This is a genomic window from Streptomyces armeniacus, assembly GCF_003355155.1.
Taxonomy (GTDB): Bacteria; Actinomycetota; Actinomycetes; order Streptomycetales; family Streptomycetaceae; genus Streptomyces; species Streptomyces armeniacus.
Genome location: NZ_CP031320.1, coordinates 5607161 through 5626798 on the forward strand (window position 1 = coordinate 5607161; position 19638 = coordinate 5626798).

Here is a 19638-nt window from a genome sequence, read left to right on the forward strand (position 1 = left end):
CCTATGAAGCTGCCGTCGATCGCTGACGCTGCGGCTCACTCCGGCCCCACTTAGACGTCGGCGCCGTCAGTGAGCAAGCGCTGTTGTGCCTGTTCTTCGGCGGCGTCAAGTGCCGGTTCGAGTGTGGCGAGCGCGGAGCGGAGCAGGTCTGGCAGCGAGCCGGACGGCACGACAAGCCCACCGGTTGTGAGGGGCGCGGCCGGAGGTTGGAGCCACTGCTGGAGCGCGACCCGAACCGCAGCGGCCACGCTCGCCGCGAGGACGCGCGGGGCAGGCGTGCCGGCGTGGCCGAGGCGCTGGTCGATCGCGGCGGCGAGGGGCTGTTCGATCGCTGCTGCGGCGGCGAGGAACGTGTCACGCAGTACGGGACTGGCGGTGATCAGCAGCAGCTCGTCGTGGTCACGCGGTTCGGTGTACTGCTCCAGGATCGCTTCGGCCAGGGCATCGGCGAGGCGGACCTGGGAGGACCTGGCTGCCACGGCCGCGGCGACCCGGGATTCCCGTTCGGCGGTGACAGCGGCGACGATCGCCTGTTCGCGACTGGAGAAGTAGTTGTTGTAGGTCCTCGGCGAGACCCCGGCGGCCTCGGCGATGTCGTCGACGCGGACGTTGTCGGGCCCGTGTTTGAGGGCAAGCCGAAGTGCCGCCTCACGCAATGCCACTCGGGTGGCCTGCTTCTTCTCCTCGCGCAGCCCGGTCCGTCTCGTCGTCACCCTCGAAGTATCCCAACCTGAGTGCGTGCACGCAAACTTGCGTGCGCGCAATATTTGCTCCTACTCTCAGGCCCCCCTACAGAAAGGTCAGACGCATGCGAGCCAAGGGCATCTGCTACGACACCGGCTTCCTCCGCAACGGCAGCAGCTCCCGGGAGCACTTCGACCCCGACCTGGTCAAGAAGGAGCTGACCATCATCCGTGACGATCTCCACTGCACTGCGGTCCACATCACCGGCGGCGACCCGGGCCGCCTGGAACTCGCCGCCCGTCACGCCGCCGAGCTCGGACTGGAGATCTGGTTCTCGCCCTACCCGCTGGAGCTGACGACCGAGGAAATCCTCACCCTGATCGCTGACTGCGCAGAGCGGGCCGAGCGATTCCGGACGCAGGGAGCCGAGGTCGTGTTCGTTACCGGCGCCGAGCTGAGCGTCATGAACCATGGGTTCCTCGAAGGCGACGGCACCGAAGAGCGACTCGGCTGGCTACTGAGCGACCCGGCCCGTCGGCCCGAGAGAATCGCCGCGGTCGGCACCCGCCTCAACACCTTCCTCCGCGAAGCCGTGGCGGTGGTCCGCGAGCGCTTCCACGGCAAGGTCACCTACGCCGCCATCCAGTTCGAAGCCGTCGACTGGGACTTGTTCGACTTCACGACCTTCGAACTCATCCGATCTGCGGAGGTAGCCGACCGATTCCGAGAAGCCGTGCGCAGCCTCGTCGCACAGCCCAAACCGGTCGCTGTCACCGGCTTCGGCACCGCCACCTGGCGCGGCGCGGGTGACGTCGCGCCCCGCAGCATGGAAATCCTCGAAACCGACGAAGCGACCGGGGCGCCGATCCGGCTGACCGGGGAATACGAGCGCGACGAGGCCGGCCAAGCGGCCTACCTGAGCGAGCTGCTGGAGATCTTCGACAGCGAGGGCGTCGACAGCGCCTTCGTGTTCCTCTTCGCGCTGTACAACCTGCCCCACCGCCCCGATGGCGATCCTCGCGACGACCTCGACCTCGCCAGCCTCGGCATCGTCAAGATCCTCGAAGACCGCCACGGCGACACATACCCCGACCTGCCCTGGGAGCCCAAGGCCGCCTTCGCCGCAATCGCCGGCCACTACCGCGACCGAGTCCGTTCGGATCAAGACGTGAGGGCTGGATGAGGCCCTGGAAGTCCTTCATCGTTTCTCCGTGCTCGATCGGTCGGCAGTGTCTGGCGGGGTCCGGGGACGCGGCACAACCGGCGATCCCGCGCATCATTGACAGTCCCCCGCCACGCCCTGCCCCGCTCGTCGAAAGGCACCACCCCACGACCACAGAGCAGCCACGAAGCAAGCACGGCCAACGAGCCGCAGGACTCAGCAGGTCTGCGCTCGGCGTCGCTCACGCTCCGCGCCCCATGGACATACGCCGCCCTGCCGGGCCCTGACCTGCCCGACAAAGCGCCTGACGCCCCATCAGAACGAGCGTCAACTGAGCGTCACGAGCGTCATTTCAGCGTCAGGATATCGCCCGTAACGCCCACACCGCACATCATGCGCACGCACAAAACCTCAGGTCAGCGCCGCTTCTTCGCCGGCTCCAGGATCGCGACGCACTCCATGTGGTGCGTCATCGGGAACAGGTCGAACGCCCGGAGGAAGTGCGGGACATAGCCCGCGTCCGCGAAGTAGCGGAGGTCGCGGGCCAGGGCCGCCGGGTCGCAGGCGACGTACGCGATGCGGCGCGGGCCCAGGCCCGCGACGTGGGTCACCGTGCGCTTGCCCGCGCCCGCGCGGGGCGGGTCGAGGACGACGATGTCGGCCTCGGTGATGCCCGTACGGGGCAGCACCGCGTCGACCTTGCCGTGCTCGATGCGGACGCGCGGGAAGTCGTCGAGGTTGTGCCGGGCGTCCTCCACCGCGCGCTTGTCGGACTCGATGCCGAGCACCGCGCCGCGTTCCCCGACGCGTTCCGCGAGGGCGCCCGCGAAGAGGCCGACGCCGCAGTACAGGTCGAGCGCCATCTCGCCCTTGCGCGGGGTGAGTCCGCGCATCACCGCGTCCACGAGCATGCCGGGCGCCTGCGGGTGGCCCTGCCAGAAGCCGCCCTCGCCGACGCGCCAGGTGCGGTCGTCGGCGCGCTCGCGGACGTACGGGCGGCCGTGTACGCGGTGTACCGCCTTGTCCTTCTCGCCGACGCGCAGCACCGAGACCGGACGGTCCAGTTCCACCAGCGGCAGCCTGCCGCCGGGGCGTGGGGTGAGCACCACCTGGCGGTCGTTGGAGCCGGTGGCGGCGATGGCCTCGACGGAGGCGAGCTCCGGCCAGGTCCGCTTCTCGATGCCCAGCTCGGTCACGCCGGGCGCCGCGATCAGGCAGCGGTCGATCGGCTCGACCTCGTGCGAACGGTGCCGGCGCAGCCCCGCGCGGCCCTCCGCGTCCACGGCGTACTGCACGCGCGTACGCCACTGGGGCACCTCGCCGGCCGGCACCTTGTCGCCGGGTGCGGGCTCGACGGTGCCGTCCCAGTGCACGTCCTCGGGTGTCATCCCGGCCAGCCGCGCCAGCTGCTCGGTGAGCACCTCGCCCTTGAGGCGGCGCTGCGCGCCCGGCTTGGCGTGCTGCCAGTCGCAGCCGCCGCAGCGGCCGGGTCCGGCGTACGGGCAGGGGGCGGGCACCCGGTCCTTGGACGCGGTGAGGACCTCGACGGCGTCTGCGCGCAGGTAGCTGGAGGCGGTCGTCCCCTCGGTGACGCGGGCGCGTACGCGCTCGCCGGGCAGCGTGTGCCGTACGAACACGACCTGCCCCGCTTCCGTACGGGCGACGCAGTGCCCGCCGTGCGCGACGGGCCCGACCTCCAGCTCGTACTCCTCCCCCACGCGGGAGGCGGCGGGAGCGTCGGGCTCCGTGCCGGCGGGCTCCGTGCCGGCGGGCTCCGTGCCGGCGGAGGGGTCGGCGCTGTCGGGCAGGTGCTCGGGCATGAGGGGGATGGCTCCAGTACGGGGCGGGGAAAGGCGGCTGAAGGCGGCGGACCGGGCCGGAATGGGGCTGCCGGGCCGTGCGAAGGAGGGACAGCCGTCCAGTCTACTGCTGGTGTTCGTCTCTCTTGCGCGCACCGGGTACGGGACCCCGCCGTACGGCGCCGGGCGCGTTCCACTCGGCGCGCTTGCGGGCTCGCTTGCGGGCGATCTCGGAGGACTCCAGCTGCCAGGGTACGGACGTCACCATGACGCCCGGCGTGAACAGCAGCCGCCCCTTCAGGCGCAGCGCGCTCTGGTTGTGCAGCAGCTGCTCGTACCAGTGGCCGACGACGTACTCCGGGATGTACACGCTCACCACGTCCCGCGGGCTCTCCCTGCGCAGCCGCTTCACGTAGTCGATGACGGGCCGGGTGACCTCGCGGTACGGCGACTCGAGGATCTTGAGCGGTACGTCGAGGCCCCGCTGGTCCCACTCCCGGCGCAGCTCCTTCGTCTCCGCCGGGTCCACGCTGATGGTGACGGCCTCCAGGGTGTCGGAGCGCATCAGCCGGGCGTACGAGAGGGCGCGCAGCGTCGGCTTGTGGATCTTCGAGACGAGCACGATGGAGTGGACGCGGGAGGGCCGTACGAGCGCCTCGCCGCTGTCGTCGTCTGCGGCGAGCTCGTCGGACACCCCGTCGTAGTGCCGGCGGATGGCGGTCATCAGCGCGTAGAACAGCCCCATGCCGACCAGCGAGACCCACGCGCCGTGCGAGAACTTGGTGACCAGCACGACGACCAGCACCATGCCGGTGAAGAACGCGCCGAACGTGTTGATGGCGCGGGAGCGGATCATGTGGCGGCGGTTCGCGGGCACCCGCTCGGACCGGAGGTGCCGGTTCCAGTGCCGGACCATGCCGATCTGACTGAGCGTGAAGGACACGAAGACACCGACGATGTACAGCTGGATGAGCCGCGTCGAGTCGGCCTCGTACACGAGGACGAGTATCGTGGCGGCCGCGGCCACCAGCACGATGCCGTTGGAGAACGCCAGCCGGTCGCCTCGGGTGTGCAACTGCCGCGGCAGGTAGCGGTCCTGGGCGAGGATCGAGCCGAGCAGCGGGAAGCCGTTGTACGCGGTGTTGGCCGCCAGGAAGAGGACGAGCGCGGTGGCGGCGGAGAGGTAGACGAACGGCAGCGAACCGTCACCGAAGACCGCGGCGGCCACCTGCGAGATGACCGGGTTCTGGGTGTAGTCGGCGCCCGCGGGCACCCCGTCGATGAGGATCTCGGAGGCCGGTTTCTCGGCCATCTTCACGTCCGTGGCCAGCGCCAGCGCGATGATGCCGCAGAACATCGTGACGGCGATGACGCCCATCATGGCCAGGGTGTTGGCGGCGTTCTTCGACTTCGGCTTGCGGAAGGCGGGCACCCCGTTGCTGATCGCCTCGACGCCGGTGAGCGCAGCGCAGCCGGAGGAGAACGCGCGGAGCAGCAGGAACGCGAGGGCGAAGCCGGCCAGGCCCTCGGTGTGCTCGGTGTGGATCTCGTAGTCCGCGGTCGGCGCCTTCATGTCGTCGCCGAGCACCGTGCTCCGTACGATGCCCCAGACGATCAGTCCGAAGACGCCGGCGACGAAGCAGTACGTGGGGATGGCGAACAGCGTGCCGGACTCCCTGACACCGCGCAGGTTCATCAGCGTCAGGAGCAGGATTATGCCGACGGCGCAGGCCGTCTTGTGCTCCACCACGAACGGGATCGCGGAGCCCAGGTTCTCCACCCCGGAAGAGATGGAGACGGCGATGGTGAGGACGTAGTCCACGAGCAGCGCGCTGGCCACCGTGAGACCGGCGCGGCGGCCGAGGTTGGTCGTGGCGACCTCGTAGTCGCCGCCGCCGGAAGGGTAGGCGCGTACGTTCTGCCGGTAGGAGGCGACGACCGTGAACATCAGCACGATGACGGCGACGGCGATCCACGGGCTGAAGTGGTACGCGGAGGCCCCGGCGATCGACAGTACGAGCAGCACCTCGCCCGGCGCGTACGCGACCGACGACAGCGGGTCGGACGCGAACACCGGCAGCGCGATCCGCTTCGGCAGCAGCGTCTCTCCCAGCCTGTCGCTGCGGAGGGCGCGGCCGATGAGGATGCGCTTCGGTACGTCGGTCAACTTGGGCACGGGGAGGATCGTATGCGGTCAGCCGTGCGATGCTGATACGGCCCGCTGTACGGGATGAGAGGGACGGGCGTGCACATTGTGATCATGGGCTGCGGGCGGGTCGGATCCGAACTCGCACAGGCTCTGGAGCAGCAAGGCCACACCGTCGCGGTGGTGGACCGCGACCCGACCGCCTTCCGGCGGCTGGGCTCCGGGTTCGGCGGCCGCAGAGTGACCGGCATCGGCTTCGACCAGGACACCCTGCGGGAGGCCGGGATCGAGGAGGCCGGGGCGTTCGCCGCCGTCAGCAGCGGCGACAACTCCAACATCATCTCGGCCCGCGTCGCCCGCGAGACCTTCGGTGTCGACAACGTCGCCGCGCGCATCTACGACCCCCGCCGCGCCGAGGTGTACCAGCGGCTGGGCATCCCCACCGTCGCCACCGTCCGCTGGACGGCCGACCAGATGCTGCGCCGGCTCCTCCCGGACGGCGCCGAGCCGCTCTGGCGCGACCCCAGCGGCGCCGTACAGCTCGCGGAGGTGCACGCGTCGCCCGCCTGGGTCGGGTTCCGCGTCAGCAAGCTCCAGGAGGAGGCCGGGGTGCGGGTCGCGTTCCTCACCCGGTTGGGCGAGGCGATGCTGCCGACCTCGCAGACCGTCCTGCAGGAGGGTGACCTGGTGCATGTGATGATGCGCTGCGACCAGATCGCCGACGTCGAGGCGGCGTTCGCGAAGGGGCCCGAGGAGGCGCAGCAGCGATGAGGGTGGCGATTGCGGGAGCGGGCGCGGTGGGCCGCTCCATCGCGGGCGAGCTCCTGGAGAACGGGCACGAGGTGCTGCTCATCGACAAGGCGCCGACGGCGATCTCGGTGGAGCGCGTCCCGCAGGCCGAGTGGCTGCTCGCGGACGCCTGCGAGATCACGTCGCTCGACGAGGCCGCGCTGGAACGCTGCCACGTGGTGATCGCCGCGACCGGCGACGACAAGGTCAACCTGGTCGTCTCGCTGCTCGGCAAGACGGAGTACGGCGTGCCGCGGGTCGTCGCGCGGGTCAACAACCCCAAGAACGAGTGGCTGTTCAACGAGTCGTGGGGCGTCGACGTCGCCGTCTCCACGCCGCGGCTGATGTCCGCGCTGGTGGAGGAGGCGGTGAGCGTCGGCGACCTCGTACGGCTGCTGCGCTTCTCGCAGGGCGACGCGAACCTCGTCGAACTGACCCTGCCGCCGGAGGCGGCCCTCGCGGGCACCCGCGTCGGCGACGTGACGTGGCCGCAGGACACGGCGCTGGTCACGATCATCCGCGGCAACCGCGTGATGGCGCCCGACCCGGAGGACGCGCTGGAGGCCGGCGACGAGCTCCTGTTCGTGGCGGCGCCGGCGCGGGAGGAGCAACTCGAGGACCTGCTCTCGGTCCGCGGCGGCACCACCTGATCCCGTCCGGCACTGTGAACACGGCGCTCAGCCGACGAACCAGCCCGTCCGGCGATTGAGGACGGACCCCGGCCGGTCGCCGGGGCGCGCTGGGCCGCGATGCCGTGTCCGTCCACCGGCGGGTGCGGCCGGTCTGTGGCTGAGGGCCGTCCTCAAACGCCGGACGGGCTGGATGCGGCGAGGCCCGTCCCCAGCCGCAGGCTGAGAGGGGGCGCGGCGCCGCAGAAGGGCTAGTCGCGGCGGTGGCGGGGGGCGCCGTCCGTGGGGGTTGAGGCCGCGGCCTTCGCCCGCTCCTCCGCTTCCTCCTCCGCCTCCATCTCCGCGATCACATTGATCGGCGGCGGCGCCTTCGCGAGGAAGATCCAGGTGAGGTAGACCGCCAGCAGCAGCGGCGGGATCTTCAGGGCCACCGTGACCCAGCCGAACCGCGTGGGGTCCGCCCACCAGTACAGCGGGAAGAGGATCGCGGACTTGCCGAGGAAGATGAAGCCCCACGCGTAACTGGCCTTGACGTACGCCCTCTTGCGGCCCGGATTGCGGGTGCGCCAGGAGAGGTTCTCCTTGAAGACCGGCCCGAGGAGCAGGCCCAGCAGCGGGTAGCCGACGGCCGCGCTGACGAGGTACGCGAGGGCGAGGCCCAGGCCGTACAGCATGCCGGGGAGGTAGAAGTCCTTGGCGTTGCCGGTCACCATCGCGAAGACGACGCCGACGAGCACGCCGAAGACGCCGCTGAAGGCGTGCTTCAGGGTGTCGCGGCGAACCAGCCGGGCCACGCCCAGCAGGCCGGAGAGGACCAGCGCGGCGACCGCGGCGACGTGCAGGTCCTTGTTGATCGTGAAGATGAGGATGAAAACGAGGCCGGGCACCGTCGTCTCCACCAGGCCGCGCACGCCGCCGAACGCCTCGAAGAGGGCCGCCTCGGTGAGGGCGTGCGAGCCGGACGGGCCGTGCGCGTCGGACGCCCCGTTCGCGTCGGATCGGCCGTGCGCGTCTGGCAGACCGTTCGCGTCAGGGCCGTCCTGGTCGGACGGCCCGTCCCGGTCGGTGCCGGTCGGCTTGTCGAGGGAGGTCACCCACTACTCCTGTCCGAGGGGTCGCAGCTCGTACTTCGGGTTGAACAGCACCGGGCGGCCGTGGTTCATCGAGATGCGCCCCCAGGCGATCATCTTCCTGCCCGGTTCTATGCCCGCGATGGCCCGGCGGCCCAGCCAGACCACGTCCAGCGCGGCCGAGCCGTCGAAGAGCTCCGCCTCCAGGGTGGGCACTCCGGCGCGCGGCCGCAGCGTGACCGTGCGGAGTGTACCGGTGACCCGTACGACCTGCCGGTCGCCGCAGTCGCAGATCCGCGTGCAACCGGTCGTGACCGCGTCCTCGCGCAGCTCGGCCGAGCGGAGGTCCTCCTCGGAGGAGGACAGCCGTTCCAGGAAGCGCCGGAACCGTCCGGCCGACTTCTCGTCTCGGATCGCACCCGTCATAACCGCCAGCGTACCGGTGCGCGTACGCCCCCATCACGCCTCGTCCCGCCCGTATTCCGCGGCACATCCCGCCCCGCCCGTCTCTCGCACCCGGCCCGTCACACCTCGAAGCGGTATCCCATTCCCGGTTCGGTCACGAAGTGCCGCGGCCGCGACGGGTCGGCCTCGAGTTTGCGGCGCAGTTGCGCCATGTAGACGCGGAGGTAGTTGCTCTCGGTGCCGTACGAGGGCCCCCACACCTCCTGCAGCAGCTGCTTCTGGCTGACGAGGCGGCCCGAGTTCCGTACGAGCGCCTCCAGCAGGTGCCACTCCGTGGGGGTGAGCCGTACGTCCCGGCCGTCCCGGTGGACCTTCTTCGCGGCGAGGTCGACGCTGAACGCGTCGGTCTCGACGACCACCCCCTCGCCGCCCGCACCCGTCGCGGGCTCCGCCCGGCGGACGGCGGCGCGCAGCCGCGCGAGCAGTTCGTCCATGCCGAACGGCTTGGTGACGTAGTCGTCGGCGCCCGCGTCCAGCGCCTCCACCTTCTCGTCGGAGGTCTGGCGGGCGGAGAGCACCAGGATGGGGATGCGGGTCCAGCCGCGGATGCCGCGGATGACGTCGACGCCGTCCATGTCGGGCAGCCCGAGGTCGAGGATGACGACGTCAGGGTGGCGCTCGGCGGCGAGCCGCAGCGCGCCGGCGCCGTCGTGCGCGGCGTCCACCACGTACTTCCGCGCCCTGAGGTTGATGACGAGAGCGCGGACGATCTGCGGTTCGTCGTCGACTACGAGCACCCGGTGCATTCGGGAGCGTCCTTCCTGTCGTGGGCCTTCCGTGCCGGCGGCCCGTGCGGGCCGCCCGGCAGCCGTACCGCCCGTACCGCCCATGCCGGTGCGGGTGCCGCCCGTACGGCCCGGTGCCGCCCGTACCGTACGGTGGCCCGCTCACGGCGCGGCCGAGGCGGCGGACCGCCCCGGCGGCGGCCGTACGGCGGCGTGGTCCGCCCGGGGCGGCGCGGCGGCGCGCAGCGTGAGCACCATCGTCATGCCGCCTCCCGGGGTGTCCTCGGCCTCGAGTGTGCCGCCCATCGCCTCCGCGAAGCCGCGGGCGACGGCCAGCCCGAGGCCGACGCCGGCGCCGCGCGGTGCGTCACCGTGGCGCTGGAACGGCTCGAAGATACGGTCCTTCGCGCTGTCGGGCACGCCCGGCCCGCGGTCCGTGACGCGTACTTCCACGCGTTCGCCGAGCGCGCTCGCGCGTACGAGGACCGGGCTGCCGTCCGGGCTGTACTTGACGGCGTTCTCGACGATGTTGGCGACGGCGCGCTCCAGCAGCCCGGGGTCCACGGCGACCATCGGCAGCGACTGCGCGATGTCCAGCCCGGCGCTGCCCGCGGGGACGCCCGACAGTGCCTTCGGCACCACCTCGTCCAGGCCGATCTCGCGGATCAGCGGCGTGACGGTGCCGGTCTGCAGCCGGGACATGTCGAGCAGGTTCCCGACGAGCTGGTCGAGCCGGTCGGCGCCCTCCTCGATGGCCTCCAGCAGGTCGGCCTCGTCCTCCTCGGACCACTCGACGTCGTCGGAGCGGAGCGAGGAGACGGCGGCCTTGATGGCGGCGAGCGGGGTGCGCAGGTCGTGCGAGACGGCGGCCAGGAGTGCCGTACGGATACGGTTCCCCTCCGCCAGTTCGCGGGCCCGTTCCGCCTCGTCCAGCAGCCGCTGCCGGTCCAGTACGCGGGCGGCCTGCGCGGCGAACGCGGCCAGCACCCGGCGGTCCTCGGCCGGCAGCGCCCGCCCGCGGAGCACGAGCATCATGCGGTCGCCGACCGGCATGTCGACCTCGCCGTCCTCGGGCCGGGCCGGCGGCTCGCCGCTCCCGGCCCCGCCGACGCTGCCCGCGCAGCTCCATCCGGCGTGCTCGTGCTCGCGTTCCAGCAGCGCCACGGAGTCCATGGCGAAGGTCTCCCGTACGCGTTCCAGGAGCGCGTCGAGTGAGTCCTCGCCACGCAGGACGCTGCCCGCGAGGACGGACAGGATTTCCGACTCGGCGCGCAGCCGGGCGGCCTGGTGGGTACGGCGTGCGGCCAGGTCGACGACGGAGGCGACGGCGATGGCGATGGCCACGAAGACGACGATCGCGACCAGGTTGCGGGGGCTGGAGATGGTCCAGGTGTGGACGGGCGGGGTGAAGAAGTAGTTGAGCAGCAGCGAGCCGGTGGCGGCCGAGGCGAGCGCGGGCAGCAGCCCGCCGATCAGCGCGGAGACGACGGTGACCAGCAGGAAGAGCAGCACGTCGTTGGCGAGCCCGAGGTCCGGTTCGAGGCTGGTGAGGAGCAGCGTGAGCAGGCAGGGGCCGAGCAGCCCGGTGAGCCAGCCCGCGCCGATACGGGCCCGGCCGAGGCGGGCGCCGCGGGCGCCGGGCAGTCCGCGGCCCTTGGCGACGTGCTCGTGCGTCACGATGTGCGCGTCCAGGTCGGGCCCGGAGTCGCGGGCGACGCCCGCGCCGACGCCGGGCCCGAACACGTACTGCCACGCCTTGCGGCGGCTGGACCCGAGGACGATCTGGGTGGCGTTGACGCCGCGGGCGAACTCCAGCAGCGCCTGCGGTATGTCGTCGCCGATCACGTGGTGGTACGTGCCGCCCAGGTCCTCGACGAGGGTCCGCTGGACGGCGAGCTCCTTGGGCGAGGCGGCGGTGAGCCCGTCGGAGCGGGCCACGTGGACGGCGAGGATCTCGCTGCCGGAGCCCTTCGCGGCCATCCGGGCCGCGCGCCGGATCAGGGTGTGGCCCTCGGGCCCGCCGGTGAGGCCGACGACGATCCGCTCGCGGGCCCGCCAGGTGGACCGGATGCGGTGCTCCTCGCGGTACTGCTGGAGGTACTCGTCGGCGCGGTCCGCCGTCCAGAGCAGGGCGAGTTCGCGCAGGGCGGTGAGGTTGCCGGGGCGGAAGTAGTTGGAGAGCGCCGCGTCGATCTTGTCGGGGGCGTAGATGTTGCCGTGTGCCATCCGGCGGCGCAGCGCCTGCGGGGACATGTCGACCAGCTCGATCTGGTCGGCGCGGCGCACCACCTCGTCCGGTACGGTCTCCCGCTGCCGTACGCCCGTGATCGACTCGACGGCGTCGCCCAGCGACTCCAGGTGCTGGATGTTGACGGTCGAGATCACGTCGATGCCCGCGGCGAGCAGGTCCTCCACGTCCTGCCAGCGCTTCTCGTGCGGGCTGCCGGGCGCGTTGGTGTGGGCGAGCTCGTCGACGACGGCGACGGCGGGGCGGCGGGCGAGCACGGCCGCGGTGTCCATCTCGCCGAGGACGGCGCCCCGGTGCGTGTACGTGCGGCGCGGGACCTGCTCCAGGCCGTCGCACAGCCTCTCCGTACGGGTCCGGCCGTGGTGCTGCAGGAAGCCGACGACCACGTCCGTGCCGCGTTCGGCCCTGCGGTGCGCCTCGCTGAGCATCGCGTACGTCTTGCCGACCCCGGGCGCGGCGCCGAGGTAGATCCGCAGCGTGCCGCGCCGGGGCGCGGGCCGGGTGGGGTGTGCCGCCGACATGCCCCCATTGTCACCGGGGGACGCCCGTACGGGCGCCGTACGGGGGCGTGCGGGCGTCAGGGTTCCGTATGGATGTGCGAACCGGGGCAGCGGTACGGGGGCCGCGGGCGCGGCGGTCAGTCCTCCCGTATCCGCCCGTCGGCCAGCTCCAGCACCTCGTCGGCGAGGCCGAGCAGCGTCTCGTCGTGGGTCGCCACGAGTGCGGTGACGCCCTCGCTGTGCACGACCGCGCGGAGCAGCTCCATCACGGCCATGCCGGTCTCGGCGTCCAGCTGGCCGGTCGGCTCGTCGGCGATCAGCAGGGACGGCCGGTTGGCCAGAGCCCGTGCGATCGCGACGCGCTGCTGCTGGCCGCCGGACAGCTCGCCGGGGCGCTGCGCGGCGTGGTCGGCGAGGCCGACGAGGGCGAGCAGCAGCGCGACGCGCTCCTCGCGCTCGCGCGCCGGGAGCCTGCGCAGGCGCATGGGGACGCCGACGTTCTCGGCGGCGGTGAGGACGGGCAGCAGCCCGAACGCCTGGAAGACGAAGCCGATCCGGTCGCGGCGCAGCGCCAGCAGCTGCTCCTCGCCGAGCCCGGCCAGTTCGGTGCCGTCGACGGTGATCCGCCCGGAGCCGGGTGTGTCCAGGCCGCCGACGAGGTTGAGCACGGTCGTCTTGCCGGACCCGGAGCGGCCCTTGAGCGCGACGAGACGGCCGCGCGGCACGCTGAACGAGACGCCGCGCAGGGCGTGTACGGCGGTCGGGCCGGTGCCGTACGTGCGGTGCAGGTCCTCGACGCGCACGAGCGCGCCGCCCGGTTCCGCTTCCGGCTCCGGTTTCCGTTCCGCTTCCGGCTCCGCCGCTGTCTCCGCCTCCGTGGTGACGGCCGCCCTCGCGGCACCCGTGGCACGCTCGCGCATCGTTCCCCCCTCGCCCCTTCCGCCCTCCTGCGCCCGCGGCTCCCCCGCGCGGGCGCCCGCCTGGCCGTACGGCCGCCGAGCGGTCAGACAGACCGTACCCGGCGGCGGTTCGCGGCGTCATGGGGCCGGAACGGGAACGGCGCGCGGGCAGGCGGGCGCACGGGCGGGTCACGGCACCAGGTCGTCCCACCACCACGCGAGGGACGGCAGCGGCAGCGGCTCCGCGCGGGAGTCGCGGGGGCGATCGGCCCACACGATGCGGTCCGGCGCGGCGGTCTCTCCCGGGCCCTCGGCGCCGCTGTTGAGGCTGAGATAGCGGGGCACGATCAGGCCCCACTCGGCGTTGCCGCGGATGCCGTGGCCGAGGTCCGTGAGATAGCGGGCCAGTTCGCGGCTCGCCCGGCGCAGGACGCGTTCGCGGAGGGTGAGGAAGCGGCACAGCATGCGGTCCCGCAGGGCGAACGCGTCGTCCAGGGCCTGCTCGTACGGCACGTCGCGTTCGTGTGCGAGCACGTTGACGAGGTTCTGGTCCGTCTGCTCCCGGCTGGCCTCCTTGGCGAGCGAGTGGAAGTCGTTGTCGAGGCTGGCGACGAGGATGGCCATCTCGGTCAGCGCGACGACCGCCGGGGAGTCCATCTCGGCGGCTGGCACCTCCGCGGCGTTGGCGATCTCCAGCATGGCGAACGTGGGTTCGCCGCCCGCGGCGTGCAGCCGCATGACGCAGTAGTCGTCGAGGCCGGGCATGAGGCCGCGGGCGCGGTTCCCGACCTGCCACTGCACGCCGGACAGCCACGCGCGGTGCGCCGCCTCGAACCGCCGTACCTGCGTCGGCGTCGCGCAGGCGCGGAAGCGCTCGCCGAGGTCGTGTACGGCGGCCGCGAGCGCGTCGTCGCCCTCGTACGCGCCGGGCAGTTCCAGCGCGCGCTGCACGCGGCCCGCCATCGCGGCGAACGCGGCGGGGTCGGCGGCCAGTTCGCCCTCGTCGCAGCGGGCGTCGTCGAAGGCGAAGCCCCAGTACACCCAGCAGGCGGTGATCCAGAGCCGGTCGGGGTCCGCCTCGGGCACGAAGCGGGCGTAGAAGTCGGCGCTCCTGCTGCCGAGCACCCAGGCCCGTTCGGCGGCCGTACGGCAGAAGCCGGACCGGTCGATCCAGTCGACGGCGCGGGTCTCGGCCTCGTCCACCCGGGGGTGCATGGCGGGGTCGATGGGGCAGTAGAAGGGCTCGATCAGCTCGGCGAGGTCGCGCGGCCCCTCGCGCGTCGCGAGGTACGCGTCGATGTCCCGGTGGAACTCGCTCAGCAGCGCCGGGAACTCCAGCTCCGCCAGCCGCTCCTGGTACGGCGGCGTCACCTCCACGACCTCGGCTCCCGCCGCGCGCAGCTTCTCCGCCGTACGGCCCATCAGCGCGTCCACCTCCTTGCCGAGAGAGGGCAGGCGCCACAGGCCGATGCGTTTGCCGTGCAGGTCGCCGAGGCTCGGGGCGGTGTCGGTGTCCCCGGCGCGGGCGCTGTCCGCGGCGCGGGCGCTGTCCGCGCCGCTGAGCACGGCGAAGGTCAGCGCCGCGTCGATCACGTTGCGCGCCATCGGCCCTGCCGTGTCCTGCTCGGCCGAGATCGGCACCACGCCGTCCTGGCTGACGAGGCCGAGGCTCGGCTTGTGGCCCACGACACCGTTCATCCCGGCCGGGCAGACGATCGAGCCGTCCGTCTCCGTACCGATCGCCACCTGCGACAACGACGCGGCCAGCGCCGCACCCGAACCGGACGACGAGCCGCAGGGGTTGCGGTCCAGCACGTACGGGTTACGGGTCTGGCCGCCCACCGCAGACCACCCCGACGTGGGCTTCGCCGCACGGAAGTTGGCCCACTCGGACAGGTTGGCCTTGCCGAGGATGACCGCGCCCGCCTCGCGCAGCCGGGTCACCAGGGCGGCGTCCGTACGCGGCGGCTTCCCGGCCAGCGCCAGCGAACCGGCGGTCGTCGGCATGTCGCGGGTGTTCACGTTGTCCTTGAGCAGCACGGGTATGCCGTCGAGCGGCCCGCGGGTGTGGCCGCGCCGGTGCCGTACGTCGCTGGCGGCGGCCTGGCGCAGCGCCGTCGGGTCGGTGCGGAGCACCGAGTTGAGCTTCGGGTCGATGGCCTTGATGCGCCGCAGATAGGCGTTGGTCAACGCCCGCGAGGTCAGCGAACCGTCCGCCATACGCGCCTGCAGCTCGGGGATCGTCACCGTGTCGAGGTCGACGCCGTTGCCGAGCGCCGTCGTCGGAGGCACCCCGTCCGGCGGCGCCGCACCGCCCCCGGGCTCGGCCGCCTCCGCACTCGGATTCGGCGCACCCGTCAACAGGGAACCCGCGACCAGCGCGGCGATCAGTGTGGCAACGCTCCTCTTCGCCATGGGCGTTAGCGGACTACAAGCCGGCGCGGGGCGCAAGGGGGCCCTGGTGCGTACGGTCACTTTGCGCCGCGGGCGGGGTGCGCGGGTGCCGGGGCCCGGCTCCCGGCTCCCGGCACCCGGCACCCGGCACCCGGCCACGACGGCGGTACGCCTGGCCGCGGGCCGTCCGACCGGCCGGCTGACGCGTTGTGGCCGCTCCGGTCCGTCCTCAAACGCCGGACGGGCTTGGGCGGGTGACCGTCCCCGTCCCCGCGGGAACGGCGGGAAAGTACGTGTACGCGCCCATCCCGCCTCCACACCACTCGTTTCCGCCGCCTGCCGGGCCGCTGCCCGGCGCGCTGAATCAAGCGTCGCTGAATCAGGCGGGCCCGTTCAGGCGTCGCGGCGGCCCGGTGGGGACTGGGATGTGGAGCCGCGGACCACCAGTTCCGGTTGGAAGACGAACTCCGTGCGGGGGACCGGGTTTCCGCCGATTTCCTCGAGGAGGCCCTGGACCGCGGCGTTCGCCATCGAGCGGACCGGCTGGCGGACCGTGGTCAGGGGCGGGTCGGTGAAGGCGTTGAGTTCCGAGTCGTCGTAGCCGATGACCGAGACGTCCGCGGGGACGCGGAGGCCGCGCTGGCGGGCGGCGCGTACGACACCCAGCGCCATGAGGTCGCTGCCGCAGACGATGCCCGTGCAGCCGTCGTCCAGCAGCGGTCCCGCCGCCGCGTGGCCGCCCTCCACCGTGAACAGCGTGTGCCGCACCGAGCCCCGTACGGTGCCGCCCAGCGCGCGTACCGCGTCCGTGAAGCCCTCCGCCTTGCGGCGGGACGGTACGAAGCGCTGCGGGCCGACGGCCAGGCCGATACGGGTGTGGCCGAGGTCGGCCAGGTGCCGGACCGCCATCCGGGCCGCGGCGCGGTCGTCCGGGGAGACGAAGGGCGCGCTGATCTTCTCGTTGTAGCCGTTTATCAGGACGAACGGGACGCCGCGGCCCGCGAGTTTGGCGTACCGGCCGGGGTCGGCGGAGAGGTCGGCGTGCAGACCGGAGAGGAAGATGATGCCGGTGACGGCGCGTTCGACGAGCTGGTCGACGAGTTCGTCCTCGGTGGCGCCGCCGGGCATCTGGGTGCCGAGCACGGGGGTGTAGCCGTAGCCGCTCAGGGCCTGCTCGATGATCTGGGCGAAGGCCGGGAAGATCGGGTTGGTGAGCTCCGGGATCACCAGCCCGACGAGGCCCGCGCTGCGCTGCCGCAGCCGTACGGGGCGCTCGTAGCCGAGCACGTCGAGTGCCGCGAGTACCTTCTGCCGGGTGGCCGCGGCCACGCCCGCCTTGCCGTTCAGCACGCGGCTGACCGTGGCCTCGCTGACCTCGGCCTGGAGTGCGATGTCGGCAAGGCGGGCGGTGGGGAGCGGGGGCGGTGCCGTCATCCGGCCGTCCACCAGACGGTGGTGTCGGCGGGCAGCACGGCCCTGTCAGCGGAGCCGCGGCCGGAAACGGAGCCCGAAACGGAGCCCGTGACCGAGACCGGACCGGAGCCCGAGACCGGACCGGAGTCCGCGGCCGGAACGGAGCCCGGCGCCGAAGCCGACCCGCCCGCGTCCGGGCCGTCCCCCTCCGACGGCCCGCTCGCCAGCAGCATCCGCCCCACCGCGAACGGCAGTTCCACGGCCTCCGCCCCGGTGTTCGCCGCGCACACGAACGACCCCCGCCGGAACGCCAGCACCCCCTCCGGGGCCGCCAGCCACTCCACCGCGTCGCCCGCGCCCAGGTCCGGGTGCTCGCGGCGGAGCCGCAGCGCCGTGCGGTACAGCTCCAGCGTCGAGTCCGGGTCGCCGGTCTGCGCCTCGACGCTCAGCGCCCCCCACTCCGCGGGCTGCGGCAGCCAGCTGCCGTCCGCCCCGAAGCCGTACGAGCTGCCGCCGCGCGTCCACGGGACGGGCACCCGGCAGCCGTCGCGCAGCCCGTCCTGGCCGTCGCTCTTGAAGAACGACGGGTCCTGGCGCACCTCGTCCGGCAGGTCGAGCACCTCGGGCAGGCCGAGTTCCTCGCCCTGGTAGACGTACGCGGAGCCGGGCAGCGCCAGCATCAGCAGGCTGGCCGCCCTGGCACGCGCGGGGCTGCCGCCGAGGCGCGTGAGGTGCCGTACGACGTCGTGGTTGGACAGCACCCAGGTGGTGGCGGCGCGTACGGGGCGCATGGAGTCGAGCGACTCGTCGATGACGGCGCGGAGCTCGGCGGCGTCCCAGGGGGCCTTGAGGTAGTGGAAGTTGAACGCCTGGTGCAGCTCGTCGGGGCGCAGATAGAGCGCGGTGCGCTCGGCGCTGGGGGTCCAGGCCTCGGCGACGCCGATGCGGTCGCCGCCGTACTCCTCGAGGATGTGCCGCCAGGAGCGGTAGATCTCGTGGACGCCGTCCTGGTCGAAGAAGGGCAGGACCTGGTTGCCGAGGAGTTTCAGCTGCTCGCCGTGGCCCATGTCGGGCAGGCCCGCGGCCTTGACGAGGCCGTGTGCGACGTCGATGCGGAATCCGTCGACGCCCTTGTCGAGCCAGAACCGGAGGACGGAGCGGAACTCATCCTGTACGGCGGTGCTCTCCCAGTTGAAGTCCGGCTGCTCGGGCGCGAAGAGGTGGAGGTACCACTCGCCGTGGCTGCCGTCCGGGTTCTTGGTACGGGTCCAGGCGGGGCCGCCGAAGATGGACTCCCAGTCGTTCGGGGGCTCTTCGCCGTTGCGGCCGCGTCCGGGCCGGAAGTGGTAGCGGCCGCGCAGCGGCGAACCGGGGCCCTCGCGCAGCGCCTGCTGGAACCACTCGTGCTGGTCGGACGAGTGGTTCGGGACGAGGTCCACGATGATCCGCAGGCCGAGTTCGTGCGCGTCCCCGATCAGCGCCTCGGCGTCGTCGAGGGTGCCGAACATGGGGTCGATGACGCGGTAGTCGGCCACGTCGTAGCCGGCGTCGGCCTGCGGGGAGGCGTAGAAGGGGCTCAGCCAGACGGCGTCGACGCCGAGCCCGGCGAGGTACGGGAGCCGCTCGCGGATGCCCGCGAGGTCGCCCATGCCGTCGCCGTCGCCGTCGGCGAAGGAGCGGGGGTACACCTGGTAGATGACGGCGTCGCGCCACCAGCCCGTACGGTCGTCCGGGTCGCGGCCGGCGTGCGGGGCGGCGGGGACTCCGGGGGCGGCGGAGCTTCCGGCGGCGGCCGTGTCTGCGGCGGGGCCGGGTGAGTGCTGGGTCATGTCTTCCCTGTGTTCGTGGTGTCCGACAGGACTTCCGTGGTGTCCGTCAGGACTCATGACTTGACGGCTCCGGCGGTCATCCCGGAGACGAGGTAGCGCTGTGCGAAGCCGAAGACCACCGCGGCGGGCACCGCGATGATGACCGCGGCGGCGGTCATGGAGCCCCAGTCGGCCCCGTAGCGGTTGACGAAGGTCTGCAGGCCGCCGGCCAGGGTGAGGTTCTCCTCCCCCGTCATGAAGGCGGTGGCGTAGGCGACTTCGGCCCACGCGGTGACGAAGGTGTAGAAGCCGGTGACGGCGAGCCCCGGCTTCGCCAGCGGCATGATCAGCCGCCAGAAGGTGCCGAACGGGCTGAGCCCGTCCACGCGGCCCGACTCGTCGATGGAGACCGGCACGGTGTCGAAGAAGCCCTTCATCATCCAGGCGCAGAAGGGCACGGCGACGGTGAGGTACGTGATGATCAGTCCGACGGGCTGGTTCAGCAGCCCCATCGTGGCCAGGGTGTTGTAGAGCGGCACGATGAGCACCGCCATCGGGAACATCTGGGTGATCAGCAGCACCCACATCAGCGGCCGCATCCCGGGGAAGCGGAACCGGCTGAGCGCGTAGCCGGTGGTGGAGGCGATGAAGACGCCGACGACGGTGGTGCCGAGTACGACCAGCAGCGAGTTCCCGAACCAGTCCAGGAAGTACGTGTCGGCCAGCACGTGGTCGTAGTTGTCGAAGGTGAAGTCCTTCACCAGCGCCGTGGAGAACGCCTCGCTCTTCGGCTTGAACGAGGTCACCAGCAGCCACAGCGGCGGGAACAGCGCGACGGCGGTGCCGATCAGCAGGCCCGCGTGCAGTCCGACGGAGGCCGGTCTGCTCCTCTTCTGGGTGCGCATCG

15 protein-coding genes are annotated in these 19638 nt (G+C 72.2%); 3 read left to right on the forward strand and 12 right to left on the reverse strand.

Features of this window, described 5'->3' with window-relative positions; genetic code table 11:
* Positions 1-50 precede the first annotated feature (50 nt).
* Complete coding sequence (locus DVA86_RS24430) at positions 51-713, reverse strand: TetR/AcrR family transcriptional regulator (RefSeq protein ID WP_208881461.1); 663 nt, start codon at positions 711-713, stop codon at positions 51-53.
* Positions 714-808: 95 nt separating this feature from the next.
* Here DVA86_RS24430 and DVA86_RS24435 point away from each other — a divergent pair, with 95 nt between their 5' ends.
* Positions 809-1867: a glycoside hydrolase family 113 protein gene (locus tag DVA86_RS24435; protein WP_208881462.1), complete on the forward strand. Its 1059-nt coding sequence runs from the start codon at positions 809-811 to the stop codon at positions 1865-1867.
* A gap of 395 nt (positions 1868-2262) precedes the next feature.
* On the opposite strand, the gene DVA86_RS24440 is transcribed toward DVA86_RS24435, so the two are convergent.
* Positions 2263-3666 carry a class I SAM-dependent RNA methyltransferase gene (locus DVA86_RS24440; RefSeq protein WP_208881464.1) on the reverse strand — a complete coding sequence of 468 codons (1404 nt, stop codon included), beginning with the start codon at positions 3664-3666 and terminating at the stop codon, positions 2263-2265.
* 103 nt (positions 3667-3769) lie between these two features.
* Entirely contained in the window at positions 3770-5821 is a 2052-nt protein-coding gene (locus DVA86_RS24445; RefSeq protein WP_208881466.1) for an APC family permease, read from the reverse strand.
* A 69-nt stretch (positions 5822-5890) separates the two neighbouring features.
* On the opposite strand from DVA86_RS24445, the gene DVA86_RS24450 reads away from it, so the two are divergent.
* Positions 5891-6562: a potassium channel family protein gene (locus DVA86_RS24450; RefSeq protein ID WP_208881467.1), complete on the forward strand. Its 672-nt coding sequence runs from the start codon at positions 5891-5893 to the stop codon at positions 6560-6562.
* A complete protein-coding gene (locus tag DVA86_RS24455) occupies positions 6559-7230 on the forward strand; it encodes a potassium channel family protein (protein WP_208881469.1) in 672 nt (223 codons plus the stop codon). Before DVA86_RS24450 ends, DVA86_RS24455 begins: the two co-directional genes overlap by 4 nt.
* Before the next feature lie 230 nt (positions 7231-7460).
* On the opposite strand, the gene DVA86_RS24460 is transcribed toward DVA86_RS24455, so the two are convergent.
* From DVA86_RS24460 to DVA86_RS24500, 9 genes are all read right to left on the reverse strand, one after another.
* Positions 7461-8303, reverse strand: coding sequence for a DUF3159 domain-containing protein (locus DVA86_RS24460; protein ID WP_208881470.1), 843 nt, complete (start codon positions 8301-8303; stop codon positions 7461-7463).
* Between the two features lie 3 nt (positions 8304-8306).
* Positions 8307-8705 carry an OB-fold nucleic acid binding domain-containing protein gene (locus tag DVA86_RS24465; RefSeq protein ID WP_208881472.1) on the reverse strand — a complete coding sequence of 133 codons (399 nt, stop codon included), beginning with the start codon at positions 8703-8705 and terminating at the stop codon, positions 8307-8309.
* Positions 8706-8803: 98 nt separating this feature from the next.
* On the reverse strand, positions 8804-9490 hold the full coding sequence (locus DVA86_RS35500) for a response regulator (protein WP_245997069.1): 687 nt from the start codon (positions 9488-9490) through the stop codon (positions 8804-8806).
* Positions 9491-9631: 141 nt separating this feature from the next.
* On the reverse strand, positions 9632-12238 hold the full coding sequence (locus DVA86_RS24470; protein ID WP_245997071.1) for a sensor histidine kinase: 2607 nt from the start codon (positions 12236-12238) through the stop codon (positions 9632-9634).
* A gap of 116 nt (positions 12239-12354) precedes the next feature.
* Positions 12355-13137 (reverse strand): ABC transporter ATP-binding protein, encoded by a 783-nt coding sequence (locus DVA86_RS24475; protein ID WP_208881474.1) that lies wholly within the window; start codon positions 13135-13137, stop codon positions 12355-12357.
* Positions 13138-13305: 168 nt separating this feature from the next.
* The gene (locus tag DVA86_RS36315; protein WP_222623361.1) at positions 13306-15531 is read right to left on the reverse strand and encodes an amidase family protein; all 2226 of its coding nucleotides are present in this window, start codon (positions 15529-15531) and stop codon (positions 13306-13308) included.
* Between the two features lie 372 nt (positions 15532-15903).
* Positions 15904-16944 (reverse strand): LacI family DNA-binding transcriptional regulator, encoded by a 1041-nt coding sequence (locus DVA86_RS24490; RefSeq protein ID WP_208881475.1) that lies wholly within the window; start codon positions 16942-16944, stop codon positions 15904-15906.
* Positions 16941-18752, reverse strand: coding sequence for a glycoside hydrolase family 13 protein (locus tag DVA86_RS24495; RefSeq protein WP_208881477.1), 1812 nt, complete (start codon positions 18750-18752; stop codon positions 16941-16943). The genes DVA86_RS24490 and DVA86_RS24495 overlap by 4 nt, the downstream gene beginning before the upstream one ends.
* Positions 18753-18805: 53 nt before the next feature.
* Positions 18806-19636 carry a sugar ABC transporter permease gene (locus DVA86_RS24500; protein WP_208881479.1) on the reverse strand — a complete coding sequence of 277 codons (831 nt, stop codon included), beginning with the start codon at positions 19634-19636 and terminating at the stop codon, positions 18806-18808.
* Positions 19637-19638: the final 2 nt, after the last annotated feature.